Source organism: Arthrobacter sp. P2b, assembly GCF_900168295.1.
Lineage (GTDB): Bacteria > Actinomycetota > Actinomycetes > Actinomycetales > Micrococcaceae > Arthrobacter.
Map to the genome: position 1 here is coordinate 163,814 of NZ_FVZL01000003.1, position 21,745 is coordinate 185,558.

General features: G+C 65.7%; 22 protein-coding genes and 1 tRNA gene. 15 read left to right on the plus strand and 8 right to left on the minus strand.

Annotation, left to right across the window (positions count from 1 at the left end; all coding sequences use genetic code 11):
- Window positions 1–17: 17 nt before the first annotated feature.
- Entirely contained in the window at window positions 18–1,388 is a 1,371-nt protein-coding gene (gene gabT / locus B5520_RS08010; protein WP_079596553.1) for a 4-aminobutyrate--2-oxoglutarate transaminase, read from the plus strand.
- 77 nt (window positions 1,389–1,465) lie between these two features.
- On the opposite strand, the gene rarD is transcribed toward gabT, so the two are convergent.
- On the minus strand, window positions 1,466–2,524 hold the full coding sequence (gene rarD / locus B5520_RS08015; RefSeq protein WP_079596554.1) for an EamA family transporter RarD: 1,059 nt from the start codon (window positions 2,522–2,524) through the stop codon (window positions 1,466–1,468).
- 104 nt (window positions 2,525–2,628) lie between these two features.
- Between rarD and B5520_RS08020 the strand changes: the two genes are divergently transcribed.
- From B5520_RS08020 to B5520_RS08055, 8 genes are all read left to right on the plus strand, one after another.
- Window positions 2,629–3,627 (plus strand): DNA topoisomerase IB, encoded by a 999-nt coding sequence (locus B5520_RS08020; protein WP_079596555.1) that lies wholly within the window; start codon window positions 2,629–2,631, stop codon window positions 3,625–3,627.
- 82 nt (window positions 3,628–3,709) lie between these two features.
- On the plus strand, window positions 3,710–5,140 hold the full coding sequence (locus tag B5520_RS08025) for an FAD-dependent oxidoreductase (protein ID WP_079596556.1): 1,431 nt from the start codon (window positions 3,710–3,712) through the stop codon (window positions 5,138–5,140).
- Between the two features lie 106 nt (window positions 5,141–5,246).
- Window positions 5,247–6,587: a helix-turn-helix domain-containing protein gene (locus tag B5520_RS08030; RefSeq protein WP_079596557.1), complete on the plus strand. Its 1,341-nt coding sequence runs from the start codon at window positions 5,247–5,249 to the stop codon at window positions 6,585–6,587.
- Between the two features lie 161 nt (window positions 6,588–6,748).
- Window positions 6,749–8,275, plus strand: a complete 1,527-nt coding sequence (locus tag B5520_RS08035; RefSeq protein ID WP_079596722.1) for an acetaldehyde dehydrogenase ExaC — start codon at window positions 6,749–6,751, stop codon at window positions 8,273–8,275.
- 43 nt (window positions 8,276–8,318) lie between these two features.
- Entirely contained in the window at window positions 8,319–9,341 is a 1,023-nt protein-coding gene (adhP, locus tag B5520_RS08040) for an alcohol dehydrogenase AdhP (RefSeq protein WP_176156816.1), read from the plus strand.
- Window positions 9,341–9,748 (plus strand): DUF779 domain-containing protein, encoded by a 408-nt coding sequence (locus tag B5520_RS08045; protein ID WP_079596559.1) that lies wholly within the window; start codon window positions 9,341–9,343, stop codon window positions 9,746–9,748. The genes adhP and B5520_RS08045 overlap by 1 nt, the downstream gene beginning before the upstream one ends.
- A gap of 175 nt (window positions 9,749–9,923) precedes the next feature.
- The gene (locus tag B5520_RS08050; protein WP_079596560.1) at window positions 9,924–11,489 is read left to right on the plus strand and encodes an amino acid permease; all 1,566 of its coding nucleotides are present in this window, start codon (window positions 9,924–9,926) and stop codon (window positions 11,487–11,489) included.
- 72 nt (window positions 11,490–11,561) lie between these two features.
- On the plus strand, window positions 11,562–12,164 hold the full coding sequence (locus B5520_RS08055) for a TetR/AcrR family transcriptional regulator (RefSeq protein WP_079596561.1): 603 nt from the start codon (window positions 11,562–11,564) through the stop codon (window positions 12,162–12,164).
- Between the two features lie 37 nt (window positions 12,165–12,201).
- Here B5520_RS08055 and B5520_RS08060 read toward each other — a convergent pair whose 3' ends face one another.
- The 3 genes from B5520_RS08060 to B5520_RS08070 all read right to left on the minus strand — a co-directional run bounded on the left by B5520_RS08060 (window position 12,202) and on the right by B5520_RS08070 (window position 14,935).
- On the minus strand, window positions 12,202–12,837 hold the full coding sequence (locus B5520_RS08060; RefSeq protein ID WP_079596562.1) for a DUF2461 domain-containing protein: 636 nt from the start codon (window positions 12,835–12,837) through the stop codon (window positions 12,202–12,204).
- Between the two features lie 123 nt (window positions 12,838–12,960).
- Entirely contained in the window at window positions 12,961–14,442 is a 1,482-nt protein-coding gene (locus B5520_RS08065; protein ID WP_079596563.1) for a catalase, read from the minus strand.
- A 7-nt stretch (window positions 14,443–14,449) separates the two neighbouring features.
- On the minus strand, window positions 14,450–14,935 hold the full coding sequence (locus B5520_RS08070) for a Fur family transcriptional regulator (RefSeq protein ID WP_079596564.1): 486 nt from the start codon (window positions 14,933–14,935) through the stop codon (window positions 14,450–14,452).
- Window positions 14,936–15,066: 131 nt separating this feature from the next.
- On the opposite strand from B5520_RS08070, the gene htpX reads away from it, so the two are divergent.
- On the plus strand, window positions 15,067–15,933 hold the full coding sequence (gene htpX, locus B5520_RS08075; RefSeq protein ID WP_079596565.1) for a zinc metalloprotease HtpX: 867 nt from the start codon (window positions 15,067–15,069) through the stop codon (window positions 15,931–15,933).
- A gap of 161 nt (window positions 15,934–16,094) precedes the next feature.
- Here htpX and B5520_RS08080 read toward each other — a convergent pair whose 3' ends face one another.
- Window positions 16,095–16,586: a YajQ family cyclic di-GMP-binding protein gene (locus B5520_RS08080; protein ID WP_079596566.1), complete on the minus strand. Its 492-nt coding sequence runs from the start codon at window positions 16,584–16,586 to the stop codon at window positions 16,095–16,097.
- A gap of 185 nt (window positions 16,587–16,771) precedes the next feature.
- On the opposite strand from B5520_RS08080, the gene B5520_RS08085 reads away from it, so the two are divergent.
- From B5520_RS08085 to B5520_RS08095, 3 genes are all read left to right on the plus strand, one after another.
- A complete protein-coding gene (locus B5520_RS08085) occupies window positions 16,772–17,026 on the plus strand; it encodes a hypothetical protein (protein WP_079596723.1) in 255 nt (84 codons plus the stop codon).
- Window positions 17,027–17,194: 168 nt separating this feature from the next.
- A tRNA-Tyr gene (locus B5520_RS08090) sits at window positions 17,195–17,276 on the plus strand.
- Window positions 17,277–17,590: 314 nt separating this feature from the next.
- The gene (locus tag B5520_RS08095) at window positions 17,591–18,016 is read left to right on the plus strand and encodes a CBS domain-containing protein (RefSeq protein WP_079596567.1); all 426 of its coding nucleotides are present in this window, start codon (window positions 17,591–17,593) and stop codon (window positions 18,014–18,016) included.
- 101 nt (window positions 18,017–18,117) lie between these two features.
- Here the strand turns inward: B5520_RS08095 and B5520_RS08100 are convergent, their stop codons facing one another.
- A complete protein-coding gene (locus B5520_RS08100; RefSeq protein ID WP_079596568.1) occupies window positions 18,118–19,119 on the minus strand; it encodes a LysM peptidoglycan-binding domain-containing protein in 1,002 nt (333 codons plus the stop codon).
- 364 nt (window positions 19,120–19,483) lie between these two features.
- Entirely contained in the window at window positions 19,484–20,218 is a 735-nt protein-coding gene (locus B5520_RS08105) for a potassium channel family protein (RefSeq protein WP_079596569.1), read from the minus strand.
- A gap of 67 nt (window positions 20,219–20,285) precedes the next feature.
- Between B5520_RS08105 and B5520_RS08110 the strand changes: the two genes are divergently transcribed.
- Window positions 20,286–20,840: an acyl-CoA thioesterase gene (locus tag B5520_RS08110; RefSeq protein ID WP_079596570.1), complete on the plus strand. Its 555-nt coding sequence runs from the start codon at window positions 20,286–20,288 to the stop codon at window positions 20,838–20,840.
- A gap of 102 nt (window positions 20,841–20,942) precedes the next feature.
- On the plus strand, window positions 20,943–21,365 hold the full coding sequence (locus B5520_RS08115; RefSeq protein ID WP_079596571.1) for a thioredoxin family protein: 423 nt from the start codon (window positions 20,943–20,945) through the stop codon (window positions 21,363–21,365).
- A gap of 65 nt (window positions 21,366–21,430) precedes the next feature.
- Here B5520_RS08115 and B5520_RS08120 read toward each other — a convergent pair whose 3' ends face one another.
- Complete coding sequence (locus B5520_RS08120; RefSeq protein WP_079596724.1) at window positions 21,431–21,709, minus strand: putative quinol monooxygenase; 279 nt, start codon at window positions 21,707–21,709, stop codon at window positions 21,431–21,433.
- Window positions 21,710–21,745: the final 36 nt, after the last annotated feature.

Below are 21,745 nucleotides of genomic sequence, written 5' to 3' on the forward strand. Positions count from 1 at the left end.
CTCTGAAAGGAAAACCCATGACCACCACCGCATCCGATATCACCTTCCGCCTGGAGCAGAAGCGCCGCGTTCAGGCCGACTTCCCGGGCCCCAAGTCCCTCGCCCTCGCCGAGCGCCGCAAGTCCGTGGTGGCCGCGGGCGTCGCCTCCGGCGTTCCCGTCTACGTGGCAGACGCCGACGGCGGCATCATCCACGACGTCGACGGCAACTCCTTCATCGACCTCGGCTCAGGCATCGCAGTGACCAGCGTCGGCGCGTCCGATCCCGCCGTCGTCGGTGCCGTCAAGGAAGCCGTGGAGCACTTCACCCACACCTGCTTCATGGTCACACCCTACGAAGGCTACGTGGCCGTCGCCGAGCAGCTGAACCGCCTCACCCCCGGTGACCACGAAAAGCGCACCGTCCTCTTCAACTCCGGCGCGGAAGCCGTGGAAAACGCCGTGAAGGTGGCCCGCCTCGCCACCGGGCGCGACGCCGTCGTCGCTTTCGACCACGCCTACCACGGCCGCACCAACCTCACCATGGCGCTGACCGCCAAGGCCATGCCGTACAAGACCAACTTCGGCCCGTTCGCGCCCGAGGTCTACCGCATGCCCATGAGCTACCCGTACCGTGAGGAAAACCCGGAGATCACCGGTGCCGAGGCTGCCAAGCGCGCCATCACCATGATTGAAAAGCAGATCGGCGGGGACCAGGTTGCCGCGATCATCATCGAGCCCATCCAGGGCGAGGGCGGCTTCATCGTCCCGGCTGAGGGCTTCCTGCCGGCGCTGGCCGCATGGGCCAAGGAAAAGGGCATTGTCTTCATCGCTGATGAGGTCCAGTCCGGCTTCTGCCGCACCGGCGAATGGTTTGCCGTCAACCACGAGGGCGTCATCCCGGACATCATGACCCTTGCCAAGGGCATCGCCGGCGGTATGCCGCTGTCCGCCATCACCGGCCGCGCCGACCTGCTCGACGCCGTCCACCCCGGCGGCCTGGGCGGCACCTACGGCGGAAACCCGGTAGCGTGCGCCGCTGCCCTGGCATCCATCGGTTCCATGGAGGAATACGACCTGGCCGGCCGCGCCCGCCACATCGAGGCACTCGCCACCGGCCGCCTCCGCGACCTGCAGGCAGAACTTGCCGGCACCGGCACAGGCGTGATCGGCGACATCCGCGGCCGCGGCGCCATGCTGGCCATCGAACTGGTCCAGGCCGGGTCCAAGGAACCCAACCCCGAACTGACCAAGGCCGTTGCTGCCGCCTGCCTGAAGGAAGGCGTCATCATCCTTACCTGTGGCACCTACGGCAACGTGATCCGCCTGCTGCCGCCGCTGGTCATCACCGATGACCTGCTGAACGACGGCCTGGACGTCCTCGCCGCCGCCATCAAGGCCAACGCTTAACCGGAAACGACTCCCTCCGGCAACGCCAGGAAGGCGGGACCAGCATCTGCTGGTCCCGCCTTCCCTGGGTTAACGGACTAGGCCGGGTGGTGGGCTGCATACTTGCGGGCCACCGAGTTTTTGCGCGCGGTCCGCAGCATGTCCACGGTGAGGACGATGAGGGCCAGCCACACCACACCGAATCCGATCCACCGGTCCACGGTCATGGCTTCCCGGAACACCAGCAGCGCAACAATGAACTGCAGCACGGGCGCGAAGTACTGCAGGAGCCCGATGGTGGTCATGGGCAGCCGGCGGGCCGAAGCGCCGAAGAAGACCAGCGGGACGGCCGTGATGACCCCGGAGGCCAACAGCAGCCAGAAGTGCCCTGCACCCTGGGTGGTGAGCGTGGCGGAACCCGTGACGGCAAGGACAACCATGGTGGCCGCCGCGAAGGGTGCCAGCACCATGGTCTCCACGCTGAGGCTAGTGACCGCATCCACCCTGGGGCCGACACGTTTCTTGACGAAGCCGTAGAGGCCAAAACTGAAGGCCAGGGTCAGCGCGATCCACGGCAGCTTGCCGTAGGAGTAGGTGAGGACCCCCACCGCCACAAAGCCGATCCCGACGGCGGCCCACTGGAGCGGACGCAGCTTTTCCTTGAGGACGAAGACGCCAAGGAGGACGGAAACCAGCGGGTTGATGAAGTATCCCAACGAGGCTTCCACCGTTTGGTTGGTGGTCACGCCGTAGGTGTACGTCAGCCAGTTGATGGCGATCAGGAACGCGGCCAGGGCCAGGGGGCCGAACACCGAACGGTTCCGGACCGCCGCAACCAGGGCCGGCCAGCCCCGGGTGACAGTGATCAGCAGTGCGCAGAAGAGCAGGGACCACACCACGCGGTTTGCCACGATTTCGATGGCGCCTGCCGGCATGAGGACAAAGAAGTACAGGGGGAGCAGCCCCCACAGCCCGTAAGCCCCGATGCCGAAGAGGATTCCCGCCGTCGTCTCTTTGTCCACTGCCTTGGGGGCGCCGGGCTTCGCGGCACCCGCTGCTCCACCTCCGCGGGCGCCTTTGGCAGAAGCGGTGCCTGTCATGGCTGCGGTTGGCGGACTGGCGGGGGAGGATCCTTCAGGGGTGGGCACGAAACCCATAACACCAGCACCGGGACAGGTATTCCAAGCCGGCACCGCCGGAAACGCCAAATAGTCAGTAGGCTTGCTTTTATGATGTTTGCCGACCTGCCGAAAGCCGCCCCATGAGGCTCCGGCGCAGCAACGCCTCGGGCCGCGGATACCGCAGGGTGCCCGCCGGCAAGGGCTTCAGCTACCGGGACCTCGACGGCTCCACCCTGCCCCCGGGGCCCGTCAGGGACCGGCTGGAGAGTATTGGTATTCCGCCGGCCTGGACGGACGTGTGGATCGCCCCGTTCGAGAACGGGCACATCCAGGCGACGGGGGTGGATGCGGTGGGCCGGCGCCAGTACATCTACCACCCCGAATGGCGGGAGCGGAAGGACCGGCTCAAGTTTGACCGTTCCCTGCAGCTTGCCGAGTCCTTGCCTTCCGCCCGTCGCCGGGTGACGATGGACCTGCGCAGCGAAGGGTTCACCAGGGAGCGCGTCCTCGCCGGGGCGTTCCGGATGCTGGACAGCGGTTCCCTGCGGGTAGGCTCCGAGCGCTATACCAACGAGAACGGCAGCCGCGGACTGGCCACCCTGCTGTGCGCCCACGTCCAGGTCCGCAAGGACCGCATCCACCTGCGGTTCCCGGCCAAGAGCGGGAAGGACTGGGAATCGGAGATACGCGACGCCGACCTCGCTGCCCTGCTGCGCCTGCTCAAACGGCGGGGCCCCAACGCCAGGCTCCTTGCGTACAAGGAGGGCGGCCGATGGCGCCCGGTCACCAGCGCCGACATCAACGCCTATGTGAAGGAACGGACTGGCTCCGACTTCACGGCGAAGGACTTCCGCACCCTGCGCGGCACCATCGCGGCTGCCGAAAGCCTGGCCCGGACCGGTCCCCAGAGGACTGCCGCCAAACGGAAGAGGGCCATCAGCCGGGCAATGCACGACGCCGCCGATACCCTGGGAAACACACCCTCCATCGCCCGGAAAAGCTATGTGGACCCCCGCGTGCTGGACCACTACCACGCCGGCGAGACCATCGACCCAAAGCGTCTTCAATCGGCGGAGGCGGAGCTTCGTGCGCTGCTCTACCGCGAAGGCAACGTGGTGCCGCTGGCCAAGAGCGGCTGAGGCCTAGAATAAGGGATTGTGCGCTACCCGACTCGGCGCATCCCGATGCATCATGAAAATGGTCAGTTCAGAAGGGCTCCCGGTGTCCAACCCCAGCGAAACAGCTTCCAACCGCCCGCTCCGCGTCGCCATTGTGGGCGCAGGACCGGCGGGGGTCTACGCTGCGGATATCCTCACCAAGTCCCGCGGCGTGAAGGACGGCGACTTCGAGGTCAGCATCGATCTGTTCGAGGCATACCCCGCACCCTACGGCCTGATCCGCTACGGCGTTGCCCCGGACCACCCCCGCATCAAGGGCATCGTCAACGCCCTGCACAAGGTCCTGGACCGCGGCGATATCCGGTTCCTGGGCAATGTGACGTACGGCCGGGACCTCACCCTGCACGATTTCCGGTCCTTTTACGATGCCGTGATTTTCTCCACGGGTGCGGTCAAGGATGCGGACCTGGCCATTCCCGGTATTGAGCTGGCGGGTTCCTTTGGCGGCGCCGACTTTGTGTCCTGGTACGACGGGCACCCCGACGTTGCCCGCGAATGGCCGCTGGAGGCCAGGGAGATCGCGGTGATCGGCAACGGCAACGTGGCCCTGGACGTGGCCCGCATGCTGGTGAAGCACCCGGAGGAACTCCTCAGCACCGAGATCCCGGACAACGTCTACCAGGGCCTGAAGTCCTCGCCCGTCACGGACGTGCATGTGTTTGGCCGCCGCGGCCCGGCCCAGGTGAAGTTCACGCCGCTGGAGCTGCGGGAGCTCAGCCACATGAATGATGTGGACATCGTGCTGTATCCGGAGGATTTCGAGTTCGACGACGCCTCGGATGAAGCCATCCGCACCAACAACCAGATCAAGACCATGGTGAACACCCTGACCAACTGGCTGGTGGAGGAGCACGCAGAATCCGAGAACCCTTCATCGCGGCGCCTGCACCTGCACTTCCTGCACAGCCCCGTGGAAGTGCTCGACGACGGCGCGGGCAAGGTGGGCGGCATCAAGTTTGAGCGCATGCAGCTTGACGGCACCGGCAACGCCAAAGGCACCGGGGAGTACATCGAGTACCCGGTCCAGGCGGTGTACCGTGCCATCGGCTACCACGGCTCGGCCCTGGATGAACTGGAGTACGACGCCAAGCGCGGGGTCATCCCCAACGAGGGCGGCCGGGTCCTGGACGCCGAGGGCAACCCGGTTCCGGGCATCTATGCCACCGGCTGGATCAAGCGTGGACCTGTCGGCCTGATCGGCCACACCAAGGGCGACGCGCTGGAAACCATCGGCTTTCTCCTCGAAGACCGGCTCACGCTGCCCCCGGCCCAAAACCCGGATCCGCAGGCCATCATCGACCTGCTGGAAGAGCGCGGCATTGAATACACCACCTGGGAAGGGTGGAACCGGCTCGACGCCCATGAGGCAGGCCTCGGTGCCGCCTGGACCGGGCCCGAGGGCCTGGACCACGTGGTCCGGGAACGGATCAAGGTGGTTCCCCGCGAGGACATGATCCGGATTTCCCGCGGCTAAGGGTTTTTCAGCGGACACGGGCGATACGGGCCGGTGCAGGGTTAGAATGGCGGCCACCCCTTGGCCGGCATGGTGATGCCGTGCCTACAGGCAGCACAGGAGTTCAATGAGGAACCTGATCCAGCCGGAACCGCTGCAGACCAGCGCCCTGGCCGCCCATGAACAGCTCGACGGCGGCGCCCTTCCGGATGCCCCCAGCGGCCTGCGCAACCTGATCCGCGAGTCCTGGCAGCGTTCAGTCAGCTTCAAGGCCGATCCGGACAACCCTGCCGCACCGCTGGCGCTGGACCGGGATGAGCTGGAGGACTACCGCAGCCAGCACCCCCTGGCCGCCATCATGCCCGTGATCAACAAACTCCTGGTCCAGCCCAGCCACGACAGCGGACTGCTGGTGGCAGTCGGCGACGAAGTGGGCCGTTTGCTCTGGGTGGAGGGCGACCCCGCATTGCAGCGCCGGGCCGAGGGAATGATGTTCGTCCCCGGCGCCGACTGGTCCGAGGCCACGGTGGGCACCAGTGCTCCGGGAACGGCCCTTGCCCTGGGCCGCGGCATCCAGATCGCCGGTGCCGAGCACTACCAGCGCGCCGTGCATGCGTGGAGCTGCACCGCCGTACCCTTCCACGACCCCGATTCCGGTGCGGTCCTGGGCGTCGTAGACATCACCGGCACCGCCACGGCGGTGGCCCCCCACACCCTGTCCCTCGTGGAGGCAACCGTGGCGGCAGCCCAGGCGCAGCTGCGTGTCGAGCGTCTCCAGCTGGCCGCAGGGCTCGCCGGCAGGCCGGTACGACGGCGGGCCGCGTCTTCCGCTGCCCGCGCACCTGGCGCGGGCGCCAAGGAAGGCAGCCTCTACCGGAACAGCCTGCAGCTGCTGGGCCGCGACCAGGCCCTGCTCAGCCTCGAAGGCAAAACCGTTGCACTGTCCGCCCGGCACAGCGAAATCCTTGCGCTGCTCAGCACCCACCCCGACGGGCTCAGTGCCGAAGAACTGACCGTCCTGCTGTACCCCGGGGAAGGCTCCGCCATCACGCTCCGGGCGGAGATGGTGCGCTTGCGCAAAGTCCTCCAGCAACTCAATCCGGATGCCGTCCCGGGATCGCGGCCCTACCGCCTGCCCGTGGACGTGGTGCCGGACAGCGGCCAGGTGCTGAGCTGCCTGCAGCGCGGCGCGCACCGCATCGCCCTGGAAATCTACCGCGGCGCCGTCCTGCCGCGGTCCGAGGCGCCCGGCATCGTGGAGCTGCGGGACAGGGTCTCGTCGCTGCTGCGCGAGGCAGTCCTGACCGACGGCAGCGCCGAGTCGCTCCTCAGGTACGCCGAGCTGCCCGAGGCAAGGGACGACGTCGGGGTCCGCCGTGCCGCCCTCCGCCTCCTTCCTGCGCGCTCACCCAAGCGGGCCGCCGTCGTCGCTGACCTGGAACGGCTGGAAGCCGAACTCCGCGCCTAATCCCCACCCGCTCCCTAACCTCACAAGCTCGGCCAGGGAACCCGGCGGGCGTGGCCCCTGTGCTCAACCAACTGGGCAACGTTGCAACCTCGCTGCAACCTGTCCGCTCCTACGCTTGCTCCAACGGCGAAAGCCTGGACTGCACAGCAAAGGAGCTAGCCATGACTGTTTACGCACAGCCCGGAACCGAGGGCTCGAAGGTCACCTTCAAGGACCGCTACGAGAACTGGATCGGCGGCGAGTGGGTGGCCCCCGTGAAGGGCCAGTACTTCGAAAACATCACCCCCGTCACGGGCAAGGCCTTCTGCGAGGTGGCCCGCGGCACGGCAGAGGACATCGACCTGGCCCTGGACGCAGCCCACAAGGCGGCGCCGTCCTGGGGCAAGACGTCCGTCGCTGAACGTGCCGCCATCCTGAACAAGATCGCCGACCGCATCGACGAGAACCTGGAGATGCTCGCCGTCGCCGAAACCTGGGACAACGGCAAGCCTGTCCGCGAAACCCTCAACGCGGACCTCCCGCTCGCCGCGGACCACTTCCGCTACTTCGCCTCCGCCGTCCGCGCCCAGGAAGGCCGGCTCTCCCAGCTCGACGATGACACCACCGCCTACCACTTCCACGAGCCGCTCGGCGTCGTGGGCCAGATCATCCCCTGGAACTTCCCCATCCTGATGGCCGTCTGGAAGCTCGCACCGGCGCTCGCCGCCGGCAACGCCGTGGTCCTCAAGCCGGCCGAGCAGACGCCGACGTCCATCCTGGTGCTCATCGAGCTCATCGGCGACCTCCTCCCGGCCGGCGTCCTCAACATTGTCAACGGGTTCGGCGTCGAGGCCGGCAAGCCCTTGGCGTCCAGCCCCCGCATCCGGAAGATCGCCTTCACCGGCGAGACCACCACCGGACGCCTGATCAGCCAGTACGCCAGCCAGAACCTCATCCCCGTCACCCTGGAACTGGGCGGCAAGAGCCCCAACATCTTCTTCAACGATGTCGCAGCAGACACCTCTGACGCGTTCTACGACAAAGCGCAGGAGGGCTTCGCGCTGTTCGCCTTCAACCAGGGCGAGGTCTGCACCTGCCCGTCCCGCGCCCTGGTGCAGGAAGACATCTACGACTCCTTCATGGCCGACGCCGTGGCCCGCGTAGCGAAAATGGTCCAGGGAAACCCGCTGGACACGGAAACCCAAGTGGGCGCCCAGGCCTCCAACGACCAGCTCGAGAAGATCCTGTCCTACATCGACATCGGAAAGCAGGAGGGCGCCAAGGTCCTCATCGGCGGCGGACGGGCAGAGCTGCCTGGCGACCTGGCCGGTGGCTACTACGTCCAGCCCACCGTTTTCGAGGGGCACAACAAGATGCGGATCTTCCAGGAGGAGATCTTCGGCCCGGTGGTGTCGGTGACAAAGTTCAGCGACTACAACGACGCCATGGGCATCGCCAACGACACCCTGTACGGCCTGGGCGCCGGCGTCTGGTCCCGCAACGGCAACATTGCGTACCGTGCCGGGCGCGAAATCCAGGCCGGCCGCGTCTGGGTCAACAACTACCACGCCTACCCGGCGGGTGCCGCGTTCGGCGGCTACAAGTCCTCAGGCATCGGACGGGAAAACCACTCGATGATGCTGGACCACTACCAGCAGACCAAGAACCTCCTGGTCAGCTACAACGAAAACAAGCTGGGCTTCTTCTAAGCCTTCGCACACCATCGCTACAACGACGCAGGGATTTTCGCCAATGACGACGACAATGCAAGCAGCAGTAGTAAACAGGTTCGGCACGGAGCTCCAGGTCCAGGACCTCCCCATCCCAACCCCCGGCCCGGGGGAAGCCCTGGTCAAGGTGTTCACCACCGGCGTTTGCCACACCGACCTCCATGCCGCCGAGGGCGACTGGCCGGTCAAACCCTCACCGCCTTTTGTTCCCGGCCACGAGGGCGTGGGCGAAGTGGTGGTACTGGGCGAGGGCGTCACCGACCTCGCGGTGGGCGATCTGGTGGGCAACGCCTGGCTCTGGTCCGCCTGCGGCGACTGCCAGTACTGCCGCACCGGCTGGGAAACCCTGTGCGAGGTCCAGAAAAACGGCGGCTACAGCGTGGACGGGTCCTTCGGCGAGTACATGCTCGTCGATACCCGCTTCGCCGCCCGCATTCCGGCGGGATCCGACCCCGTCGAGGTGGCGCCGGTGCTCTGTGCCGGCGTCACCGTCTACAAGGGCCTGAAGATGACCGAAGCCAAACCGGGCCAGTGGGTCACCATCTCGGGTATCGGCGGGCTGGGGCACATTGCCGTGCAGTACGCCGTGGCCATGGGGCTGAGGGTCGCGGCCGTGGACATTGCCGACGACAAGCTCGCCCTGGCCAAGGCGCACGGTGCGGAACTGACCGTCAACGCCCTGCACGAAGACCCTGTGGAAGTGATCCAGCGTGAAACCGGAGGTTGCCATGGAGTCCTGGTCACCGCAGTGCACCCGTCAGCTTTTGGACAGGCGATCGGCATGGCCCGCCGTGGCGGGACGATTGTGTTCAATGGGCTGCCGCCGGGCGACTTTCCGGCGCCGATCTTCGAGATTGTGCTCAAGGGCCTGACCGTCCGCGGCTCGATCGTGGGCACGCGCCAGGACCTGGAGGAGGCGCTGGACTTCTACGCCCAGGGAAAAATCCACCCGACGGTATCCGTGCGGGAGCTTTCGGAGGTCAACGCCGTGTTCGACGAGATGAAGCACGCCAAGATCGACGGCCGCGTGGTCCTGAGGTTCTGATGGCCCTGGACAGCCTCGATGCTGCAGTGACGCTGCCCGGGGAGGACTTTTCCCGGGTGGCGCTCACGCCGCCGGCCGTGGAGTTGCTGCGCTCGCTGTGGGTCCGGCACGGGCCGCTGATGTTCCACCAGTCCGGCGGCTGCTGCGACGGATCCTCGCCCATGTGCTATCCGGTGGGGGACTTCCTGACCGGTGATTCCGACGTCCTCCTGGGGTTGTTCGATCTCTCGGATGGGCCGGAACCGCAACCGCTGGAATTCTGGATGTCCCGGGAGCAGTTCAACTATTGGAGCCACACCCACCTGACCGTTGACGTGGTTCCCGGGCGGGGGAGCGGCTTTTCGGTGGAAGCGCCGGAGGGCAAGCGCTTCCTGATCCGGTCCACCCTGATGGACTGGCCGGCCTAGCCCGTTCGGATAAGTCGCCCTTGGGGCCCTCCATCCGGAGGGCCTCAAGCGCTTGATGCAGAATAAAGTTTGGCAGAAGGGCCGTCTCACCATTCGGAACAATTGGGGCCGTCCAGTGGATGGACACTATCGTGGATAGGTCCGTTTCCTTCACAAATCAGGATTGTGATCCCCAATGAACCTTCTCCGGACCAAATCCATCGAGCAGTCGATTGCCGACGCCGATGAACCCGGACGCAAGCTCAAGCGCTCCCTCAGCACCTGGGACCTCATGATCATGGGCGTCGCCGTCGCTGTCGGCGCCGGCATCTTTTCCGTGGGTGCCAAGGCTGCCGCCAACTTCTCCGGCCCGGCCGTGACCCTGTCCTTCGCCATCGCCGCCATCACCTGCGCCCTGGCCATCATGTGCTACGCCGAGTTCGCCACCGCCATCCCGGTGGCCGGCTCCGCCTACGTCTTCACCTACGCCACCATGGGTGAGCTCCTTGCCTGGATCATCGGCTGGAACCTGATCCTGGAGCTCTTCACCGCCGCGGCCGTCATCGCCAAGTACTGGGGCATCTACCTCAGCAAGGTCTTCGCGCTGATGGGTGCGGACATTCCGCCGGCCGTCTCGCTGGGCGGCGTTGACCTCTACTGGGGCGCGTTCCTGATTGTCGCCGTCTTCACCGTGCTGCTGGTGCTCGGCACCAAGCTGTCCGCCCGGGTGGGAAACATCTTCACCCTGATCAAGATCGGCGTCGTCCTCTTCGTGATCGTGGTGGGCTTCACCTACGTCAAGTTCGAAAACTACGCACCGTTCATCCCTGCGGCCGAGCCCACCGGCGGCACCGGCGCCGCTGACGTCCTGAAGCAGTCCTTCTTCGGCTTCCTCACCGGCGCGGCCCCCGCCCAGTACGGCACCCTGGGCATCTTCGCAGGTGCCGCGCTGGTGTTCTTCGCCTTCATCGGCTTCGACGTGGTCGCCACCTCCGCGGAGGAAGTGAAGAACCCGCAGAAGACCCTTCCGCGCGGCATCTTCGGCGGCCTCGCCCTGGTCACCCTGCTGTACATCCTGGTGTCGCTGGCCCTCACCGGCATGGTGTCCTACACCCAGCTGGCCGAGGCCGAGAACCCGACACTCACCACGGCCTTCGAAGCCGTCGGCGACACGTCCGCCGCGAAGATCATCGCGTTCGGTTCCCTGGTGGGCCTGACCACCGTGATCATGGTCCTGCTGATGGGCCTGTCCCGCGTGGTCCTGGCCATGAGCCGCGACGGCCTCCTGCCCCGGGCACTGTCCAAGACCAGCGAGAAGCGTTCGACGCCGGTCCGCCTCCAGATCATCTGCGGCGCCGCGGTAGCCCTCGTAGCAGGCCTGACCAACGTGGACCTGCTCGAGGAAATGATCAACATCGGCACGCTGTCCGCCTTCGTTGTGGTCAGTCTGGGCATCCTGGTGCTGCGCAAGAAGCGCCCGGACGTGAAGCCCGCCTTCCGCGTCCCGTTCGGCAAGGTCCTGCCGGTTGTGTCCGCCCTGCTGTGCCTCTACCTGATGACCAACCTCGCCGTGGAGACCTGGATCTTCTTTGCCATCTGGCTGATCATCGGCCTGGCCATCTACTTCGCTTACGGCCAGCGCCACTCGCGCCTGAACGAGCGCTTCAGCGCTGCCAGCGCCTCGGTCAACGGCCCTGCTGCGGGTGGTTCAACCGCTGCCGCCACCGAGCGCGACGACGAGGACGAGTTCACCCGCGCCTGACCGTCCCGCTGCTGATGCCCGCCCGGGCCATACCGGGCGGGCATTTGCATGTCCGGCTCCTAGGATGGATTCATGGCACGACCCACACGACCCGAACGAAAAGCCGAGCTGTTGGGCGCCATCCTGGATTACCTAATGGATAAAACGCTGGCGGAGCTGACGTTCCGCAGCCTTGCGGAGGGGCTGGGCATGAGCGCATACGTGCTGGTGTACCACTTCGGCAGCCGCGACCAGCTGATCAATGACATTGTGGTCTCGATCGAATCCCGGCTGGACCGCATGCGAAACACCGATGTCCACGACATTGACCGTGCCGCCTGGCGGGAGTTCCTGCTGGATTCCTGGCAGTGGACCATGGCTCAGCGGAACCGGCACCTGACGCGGCTGGAATTCGAGGCCACTGCCCAGGACATCGTCGCCGTCGAGCCGCGCGGAACGTCCCAGGAGCATTTCCGGATGCTTCACCACAAGACCCGCGACTGGCTGATGGTCCAGGGGATCCCGGAAGCATATGCGGATACCGACGCACGGCTTTTCACCTCCACCTTCTACGGGCTGCAGTTCGACTTCGTGGTCATGAACGAACCGGAGGCGGCCACCAAAGCCTTCGAACTGATGCTGACCGTTTTCTTCAACAACCTCGAAACCCGCCTGGCCGCCGTCCAGGACGCCTGACTACCAGGCAGCCCGGTCCCGCCTGCTGCCGGCAGTATCACGGGGCTGCGTGCCGGGTGACCCAGTCCACCAGCGGGCGCAGCTCCTCCCACAGCCTGGCGATTTCCGGGACAGCGGCGGGGCTCTCCAGCCATTCGGGCTGGCCCAGATCAACGCTTGCCGCCAGCGATTTGTGTTTGAGGAGTTCGGCCCGCGGATGGTCGCTGGCGTAACCGCGCGGCACGGTCTTGAGCCTCTCACCCTCCACGGCAAACCCGGCGGCAGTCACGGCCTCCACAATATGCCGCAGCGACTCCCCGGTGCCCGAGGCGTCAACCGAGTTCCGGTACCTTGCCAGCTGTGCGGGCGAATGGGAATGGTAGCCCCCGCCCACCAGCAGGCCCGCCGCGCTGATCTGAAGGTAGTACCCCACGCCCTCCTGGCCTGAGGCAAACGCACCCTGTGCGGTCTTGTAAGGGGACTTGTCGAGTGAAAAGCGGACATCCCTGTTGGCCCGGAAAATTTTTCCTGGCCCGAACCGGGGTTCGAGCTCTTCGAGGAGCGACGCGAGCGGATCCCGGACCAGCGACTGGTAGCTGTCCTTATGCTCCAGCCACCACTCCCGGTTGTTGTTGTCCTGCAGCTCGGCATAGAAGCCAAAAGCACCGGCGGGCATGCCCTGGAAAGTTGTCATACAGCGATCCTAGGGAGCGCGCTTGGCCGCGGCTACGGCGCCGGCGGCTATGTGGAAAGCGCAAAAAACCACCCCGCCACGGCAGCCGTGGCGGGGTGGTTTCAGATGCAAACCCGGGCGGAATCAGCCGATCTTGTTGGCTGCCTCAGCGTCGGAGAGGGATGCTGCGCCGAGGTTGGCGCGGAGCTTGGCGCCGAGTTCGGCGTCAACGTTGGTCCAGTACTGGATGGCGCGTTCCTTGATGTCGGAGCGCTTGACGCCGCCCACGGCACCGGTGATGGTGTCCAGGAAGCGGGCCTTGGCTGCGTCGTCGTAGACCTCGCGGTACAGCGCGCCGGCCTGGACGAAGTCGCTGTCCTCGGCGTGCAGGGAGTGCGCGGCGAGTGTCAGTTCGCCGTCGTTCTCCCAGCCGCCGGCCGGGTTCTGCGGCTCCAGGGCAGCCGGGCCGCCGAAGGTGTTCGGAGCGTAGACCGGAACCGAGGGAGCGTTGAACAGGTAACGTCCGGCGCCGTCCTGGCTGTAGTTGTTGACCTGGTTCTTGGGCTGGTTCACCGGGATCTGGGCGTGGTTGGTGCCCACGCGGTAACGATGCGCGTCGGCGTAGGAGAAGATGCGGGCCTGCAGCATCTTGTCCGGGGACGCGGCGATGCCGGGCACGAAGTTCGACGGCGCGAAGGTGGCCTGCTCGATCTGCGCGAAGTAGTTCTCCGGGTTCCGGTTCAGCTCCATGGTGCCCACCTTGATCAGCGGGTAGTCAGCGTGCGGCCAGACCTTGGTGAGGTCGAACGGGTTGAAGCGGTAGGTCTTGGCGTCCTCGTAGGGCATGACCTGGACGTGCAGGTCCCAGGACGGGAAGTTGCCGGCTTCAATGTTTTCGGACAGGTCGCGGATGTAGAAGTCCGCGTCCGATCCGGCCAGGGCTTCGGCCTGCTCGCCGGTCATGGAGTTCACGCCCTGGTTGGACTTGAAGTGGTACTTGACCCAGAAGCGTTCGCCTGCGGCGTTGATCCACTGGTAGGTGTGTGAGCCGTAGCCCTGCATTTCACGCCAGGAGGCGGGCAGGCCGCGGTCACCCATCAGCCAGGTGACCTGGTGTGCGGACTCGGGGGACAGGGTCCAGAAGTCCCACTGCATGTCGGCGTCGCGCAGGTGGGTGCCCGGGAGGCGCTTCTGGGAGTGGATGAAGTCCGGGAACTTGATGCCGTCGCGGATGAAGAAGACGGGGGTGTTGTTGCCCACGAGGTCGTAGTTGCCCTCGGAGGTGTAGAACTTCACGGCGAACCCGCGGGGGTCGCGCCAGGTGTCCGGGGAGCCGTTCTCGCCGGCGACGGAGGAGAAGCGGATGAGCATCTCGGTCTCGACGCCGGGCTGCAGGAAGGCTGCCTTGGTGTAGGCCGAGATGTCCTCGGTGGTCTTGAACGTGCCGAATGCGCCGCCGCCCTTGGCGTGCACTACGCGCTCCGGAACCCGCTCGCGGTTGAACTGGGCGAGCTTTTCCACCAGGTAGTGGTCGGTCAGGATGATGGCACCGTCGGCACCAACTGACTTCGAGTGGGCGTCGGACGTGACGGGGGCACCTGACTGGGTTGTCGAAATGGCAGTCATTGTTCTCCTATTTCTCTATTTCTTGCGAGGGACGATTGGAAGGAAGTTGTTGGGACTGCTGGCAGTCCTGGCAGATGCCCTGGTACATGACATCGGCGATCTGGATGGTCATCGGCTTGGCGTTCTCATCCCAGTGGGGCGTGAGGCAGGGGGCATGGCCCACCGCGCAGTCCACGTCCTCTACCCGGCCGCAGCTGATGCAGATGGCGTGGTGGTGGTTGTCGCCCACCCGGGTTTCGTACAGGGCCGGGGAGTGCGGCGGCTCGAACCTGCGCAGCATGTGCAGGTCCGTCAGGTCGCCCAGCACCACGTACACGGACTGGGCCGTCAGCTCGGGCAGCTCGGCGCGCGCCGCAGCAAGGATGCTTTCCGCGGGGGAGTGGGGGTGGCGTTCCACGGCGGCCAGCACGGCGAGCCGCTGCTTGGTCACCCGGCGGCCGTGAGCGCGCAGGGCACCAGCCCAGTCCTCGTGGCCGCCTGTGTGCTCCGTCATGGCTCCATTGAAACACTTATTATGAATATCTCACAATAAGGGTTGGCTAACCTCGGAATTTCCCGCCAGTAAGCGCCGTCATGGAACCGTGTTGCACGGAAAGCCGTTCCCACAGTGAGCAAGGAGGAGACGTGCACAAGCACTACAACGGACTGAAGGCAGCGGCGCTGTTTGGCGTCTTGTGGGCGGTCCTGCTGGGCCTGGGCGCATTGATAGGTGCAGGCACGCGCAGCTCCGCGCCCATCTGGATCATGGCGCTGGTCGGCGTGGCCACCACCGCCTACGGCTACTGGAACAGTGACAAGATCGCCATCCGGTCCATGCAGGCCTATCCCGTCACAGAGGCCCAGGCCCCGCAGCTGTACCAAATAGTTCGGGAGCTGTCGGTCCGCGCCAACCAGCCCATGCCGCGGATCTACCTCTCACCCACCATGAATCCGAACGCCTTCGCCACAGGACGCAATCCCCGCAACGCCGCCGTTTGCTGCACGGAGGGGATCCTGCAGCTCCTGAACGCGCGGGAGCTGCGCGGCGTGCTGGGCCACGAGCTCATGCACGTCTACAACCGGGACATCCTCACCTCGTCGGTGGCGGCCGCCGTCGCCGGCGTCATCACCTCGGTGGGCCAGATGCTGCTGTTCTTCGGCAGCGACCGCCGAAACGCCAACCCGCTGGCCATGCTGGCCATGGCCCTGCTGGCACCCTTCGCGGCGTCCCTGATCCAGATGGCGATTTCGCGCACCAGGGAGTACGACGCCGACGAGGACGGCTCGCAGTTGACCGGCGATCCGCTGGCGCTTGCCTCAGCCCTGGCCAAGATCGAGCGCGGCGTGAGTATCGCGCCGCTGCCGCAGGACCAGCGGCTGGTCAACGCGTCCCACCTGATGATCGCCAACCCGTTCCGCGGCGGCGCGATGAACAAGCTGTTCGCCACGCATCCGCCCATGCGGGACAGGATCGCCCGCTTGGAGCGCATGGCGGGCGGGCCACTGCGGTAGGCGCGTGCCGCCGTCGTTCCTTAACCGCCAGGGAGGCCCGGCGTGGCGCGGAAACTCCCTGCTGACATGCAAAGAGGCCGGCGCCACCGATATTCCGGGTGCGCCGGCCTCTTGTGCAGCGGCAGGTCTATTGCGCGTCGAAGGACGACGGCGCCGTGCCGTTAGCTGCGGAAGTTCACGAACTGCAGGTCGGCTTCCTCGAAGTCCTTCAGCAGCGCCATGGTGGCCTGCAGGTCATCGCGGGACTTGGATGTCACCCGCAGCTCGTCGCCCTGGATCTGGGACTTGACGGACTTGGGGGCCTCGTCGCGGATGAGCTTGTTGATCTTTTTGGCCAGGTCCTGGGCGATGCCCTCCTTGATGGAGGCTTCCAGCCGGAATTCCTTGCCGGAGGCGTAGGGCTCCCCGGTGTCCAGGGACTTCAGCGAGATGCCCCGGCGGATCAGCTTGGACTGCAGGACGTCCAGGACGGCCAGGACGCGTTCCTCGGAGTTCGCCTTCATCAGGATCTTTTCGCCGCTGAAGTCCACCTCGGCGCCTACGCCCTTGAAGTCGTAGCGCTGCGCCAGTTCCTTCTGCGCCTGGTTCAGTGCGTTGGCCACTTCCTGCTTGTCTACTTTGCTTACGACGTCGAACGTTGACTCGCCTGCCATGACTCTCCTTCGCTGGTGGGAGCCCTGTGCGCGGACAGGGCATGGATCACTGCGTTCAAGCCTAATACGGATGCCCACCCGGTGGAGTGGAGGAATTCACAGTTCCCTCTCAGCGGACGCACGGAGGGAACGAAGGAGTGCTGGGGAGAGTTGTACGTGTTGGATTGTTGCTCGAAGGGAACGCCATGCACCGCAAAGCCGTCAGTTATGTCTCGAAAACCACCACCGCTGCGGCCGGGGCGGTGGCAACGGCGGCAACATCGGTGGCCGCAGCCGCAGTTGCTGCCTCCATCATTTTCAGTCCCGTGGCGGACGCGTCCTCCCGCTTGGAAGGTGTGCACGCAGACCTGCTCCGGGCCGTCCAGTTGAACCAAATCACCGAGGAACAGGCCCTGAGGTTCGAGGCGAAGCTGGCCGGGAGGATTTTGAGCGAGGCCTGACGGGCTACATTTACGCGTGATTCCGGGGATTTTGCTCCCGCCCGGGACTCGATTCGATTCTTCGGCGGAAGTTCTGTAAAGTTGTCTTGCCCGCGGTTACTGGAAGCGGAACGGCCCGGAAACGGACGTTCCAAAGACTGCAGCCGAGGGTAGCTTCTTGTGAAGTTCGGCAGATTACCCGAGCGGCCAAAGGGGGCTGACTGTAAATCAGCTGGCAACGCCTACGGGGGTTCGAATCCCTCATCTGCCACCCAAGGAAAGCCTCCGGAACCTGATGGTTCCGGAGGCTTTTTCGTGTCCCGGCATTGATGCCGGCCGGGCCCGTCCCGCTTCATTGGCTACCCCCGGCTCCGCGGCCGGCCAGCAGTCAGTTTTCCCCGCCTGATGGTCTATTCCCCGCGGCGTTTCAGGGGGAGTAGTCCATCAGACGGGGAGAATTCTCGGGGGGACATGGGGCGCCGAAATCGCCGTCGACACCATACCGGCCCGGGCGTAGTCTGGCAGTTATCGGCGCACGCGCCCCGATGCCCTGCGTCGATACATCCATCGATAAAGGAGGATTCAATGAGTGCTGTACGTGAATTCATGACCACGGATGCACGATGTATTAAGGAAAACCAGTCCCTGGTGGATGCAGCCCGGATGATGATGGACCTGGACTGCGGATCACTGCCGATCTGTGGTGATGACGGCAAGTTGAAGGGCATGATCACCGACCGCGACATCGTTCTCAAGTGCGTTGCCGCCGGCCGCGATCCCGGCCAGATGATGGCCCGGGACCTCGCCGCCGGGCGCCCCCACTGGATTGATGCCGACGCCAACGTGGACGCTGCCATCGAGATGATGGAAAAGCACCAGGTCCGGCGGCTTCCCGTGATCGCCGACCACAAGCTGGTGGGCATCATCAGCCAGGGTGACATCGCACGCAACTACTCGGAGCAGCGTGTGGGCGAACTCGTGGAGCATATTTCAGAACGCCATCGGGTGTAGCGCCACTACGGCAGCGCAACCACGTGGCCTTGTCCGCGGATCCCGTCCTACCAGGTTCGGACCCGCGGACAAGCTTTAACACCCCGCAAGCAGGCGGGGAATCAGTTCAGCGCAATCAGGAGCATCTGGCTGGTGCCCGGAATGCAGGTCTGCAGAATGGCGCGGGGGAACCCACCGAATACGTTGAGTACGTCGTTGGTGGTGCCCGGGTTGGGAACCTGTCCGCGGGCCGTTGCCGTGTAGGTTCCGTAGCCGGGGATGCTTACCGTTTCCCCTACCCCGATCCCGGAGAACCGTGCCCAGCCGCCGCAGAAATCATGCTCGGTGATGAACAGCGAATACCCGTCGCCCGGGGTGTAGTGGATCGGGCCGATGCAGGCGTCCACCATTTCCTGCCCGCCGGCGCCCGCAACATAAATGGTCCGCACGGCGGGAGCAGCCGGAACAAAGGCGGGGGCCGGAGCGGGTGCCGGAGCCGCGGCCTGGGCCGGCGCGGACACCGGTGCAGCTGCCGGGGCGGGCGCTGCCACTGCCGGTCCGGTCAGCACAAGGGTCTGGCCAGGCACGATCACGCTGTAGGGGCTGAGGCCGTTGGCGGCGAGCATGGCGTTCATGTCCACGCCGTGCCTGCCCGCGATGGCCCCCACTGTGTCGCCGGGAACCACGGTGTAGAGGTTCGGGTCGCCGGCCGGTGCCGGTTCAGGGGCGGGGGCCGGCGGAGCCGGTGCGGGTTCCACGGGTGCCGGTTCCGATGCCGCAGGGGCAACTGCCGCCGGAGCTTCTGCTGCCGGGACGGCGGCAGGCTGCTGCCCGGGAACCGCACCGCCGCCGGCCTCGACGGTGGTGCCGTCGCCGGCAGGTGCCGCGGCGCCGGCAACCTGGCCAGCCGCCGTCGCGCCCTGGCTGACGGAGCCCTGGTTCAGGGAAGCCGGCGGCGCTGCCAAGGCTCCCACGCCTACCGCTGCTACGACGGCGGCGGTGGCCATTCCGGCCCACAGCCTGTTGCTGATGGCCGGCCGGCCCGTGGTCAGGTCGGTACGGGGTTCGTCAGTGGCGAAGCTTCTGCTCTCGGCTTCAGGTGTAGTGAGGTAAGGCTCGTTCATGGGTGGCCCATCCGGGGTCGGTCCGGCCGGGCGCGAAAGCGGGCCGGCAGGACGGAGCGAGATGCAGCGTGCCGGCAGCCCAGGCAGATGCCGGGGCCGCGCAGGCAGCGCGGGATGGAGGCATCCGCATACCCAGAAATACGGAGGCTCCGCGAGTAAGCGGAACCTCCGGAAGCCAACCCGGGGGACCCGCCAGTGCGTGTTCGGTCCTAGGAGTCCCGAGTCTAGGAAGCGGGCCTGGGGCACGGCACCAGTAGGAATTACCCGAATTTTTTTAGCCGGTACTTGGTGGCGCCGCAGCTGCTACTCACGCACGCAGGGCGCACATACCTGCCCCCCGGAGCTGGTCCGGCAAGGAAGCGGGCTACAGTGCGCGCTGTTCCTTAAGCTCTGCAATTTCCCGGCGAAGCGAGGTAATTTCGGCCACGAGATCTGCCACTTCCTCCCGGATCGGTTCCTCCATGGCGTCGGCGGTGGTCTCGGCGGTGTCCTCCACCCTTTGAACCAGCCACGACGCGATGGATGCCGTAACCACACCCAGGACGGCGATGCCGCTCATCATGAGCGCGGCGGCGACCATCCGGCCGATGGGTGTCACCGGATACATATCCCCGTAGCCAACAGTGGTGATGGTGGTCATGGCCCACCACAGCGCATCACCGAAAGTCACGATCTTCGCGTCCGGCGCTGACTGCTCCACGTCCAGGACGGCGAGTGCCCCCACGAACACCAGCATCGCCGCGGAACCGGCCACATAGGTGACCACGCGGCCCCGGAGCGTATCGCCCAGTGTCCGGTGCAGCACGGACAGCAGCGTCACCAGCCGCAGGAGCCGCAGCGGGCGGAGCAGCGGCAGGGCCACGATGAGCAGTTCGTGCAGGTTGCGGACGAACCAGTCCCAGCGGTCGGTGGAGAGCCAAAGGTTGGCTGCGTAGTCCAGGGCAAAGATGCCCCACGTCACCCACATCACGCCCTCAAGCCACAATGCCGCGCTGCCTTCGACGCGGCCGATCACCTGCCACGCATAGGCACCCAGGAAGACGAGCGCAGTGACCGTGAGCGGCCAGTCCGCCCGGTCCCGGTAGCGTTGTTGCGTCATGCAGGAAATCCTACGCGGGCGGACCTGCCGCCTGCCGGCCAATGTTACCGGCGGGTAGCATTGGGGGATGCACCTGCTCCTGAGAACCCTTCTGATGCTGTTCCGTTCGGCCCGGCGGCAGCCGCTGGCTGTCTGGGACAGCTCATCGCTTCCCCTGCGCGTCCTGCCCACGGACATCGACATCGCCCTGCACGTCAACAACGGCATGTACCTGTCGCTGATGGACCTGGGCCGTTTCGACCTCATGGTGCGCAGCGGGGTGTGGAAGCGGATGCGCCGGCGCGGCTGGGGACCGGTGGTTTCGGCTGAAACCATCGCCTTCCGTAAGTCACTGCAGCTGTGGCAGCAGTACACCATTGAGACCCGCATCATCGGGCTGGACGCCAAAGCCATCTACTTCGAACAGCGGATGGTGTCCGACGGCGAAATTTACGCGCGTGCCTACATCGCCACCCGCCTGGTCACCAAGGCAGGGCCGGTCAGCCAGGAGGAAATCCTTCAGGAGTTCGGCGAGCCTCCTCTGGATCTGGTGCTGCCGGAATGGATCCACGAGTGGCGGGCTGCGAGTGCTTTGCCGGGCAGCCGGACGCCGGCGCCGCACGCTTGGGGGAGCAGCGCCTGAGGGTTTGCCACGGCGTGTATACGACCCGGCCGGGGTTATTCCCGATGACGCGGGCAGCGAACAGCCGCGACAATCACGGGGCGTCCCGCGTACCGTTGACTCATGGCTACCCTTGACATCACCGGTGAACAGTTCGCATCAACCATCGAAGGCAATGACATTGTCCTGGTCGATTTTTGGGCTGAATGGTGCGGTCCCTGCAAGCAGTTTGGCCCCACCTACTCGGCTGTCTCTGAGAAGCACCCGGATGTCCTCTTCACCAAGGTGGACACGGAGGCTGAGCAGCAGCTCGCCGCCGAGGCCGGCATCTCGTCCATCCCCACGCTGATGGCATTCCGCGAAAAGGTGCTGGTGTTCTCGCAGCCCGGCGCACTGAACGCCCAGCAGCTCGAACAGGTGGTGGACGCCGTGAAGGCTCTGGACATGGAAGAAGTCCACGCCCACGTGGCACGCCAGCGGGAGGAAGCCGCAGCCGCCAGCAAGCCGGCCGGGCCGCAGGACGGCTCCCAGATCCCCGACGCCTGATTTCTTCTGACACAAACAAATGCGGGACCTCCCACAGGGGAGGTCCCGCATTTGTTTAAACCGGGCTAGATTCGTTCCACCTTGACCGGCTCGGCGAGCAGTGCGCTCAACGATTCGTTCAGGTCCTGCACGGCGATGCCCTTGGAGTGCTTGTCCAGATCCTCTTCGGAGGCCCACTGCTCGGTCAGGACCAGCTTCTCCTCGGTGGCTTCCGTCAGTTCGTAGCGGATGCAGCCCGGCTCGTTCACCACCTCGTCGATGGCGATTTCCAGGGCGAGCTTCACGCGGAAAAACTCGCCGTCGTTGGGGATGAACGTTGCCTGCAGGTCGATGGGTGCACTCATGGATTTCACAATACCGGCCTCCTGCCCCTGCCCAGG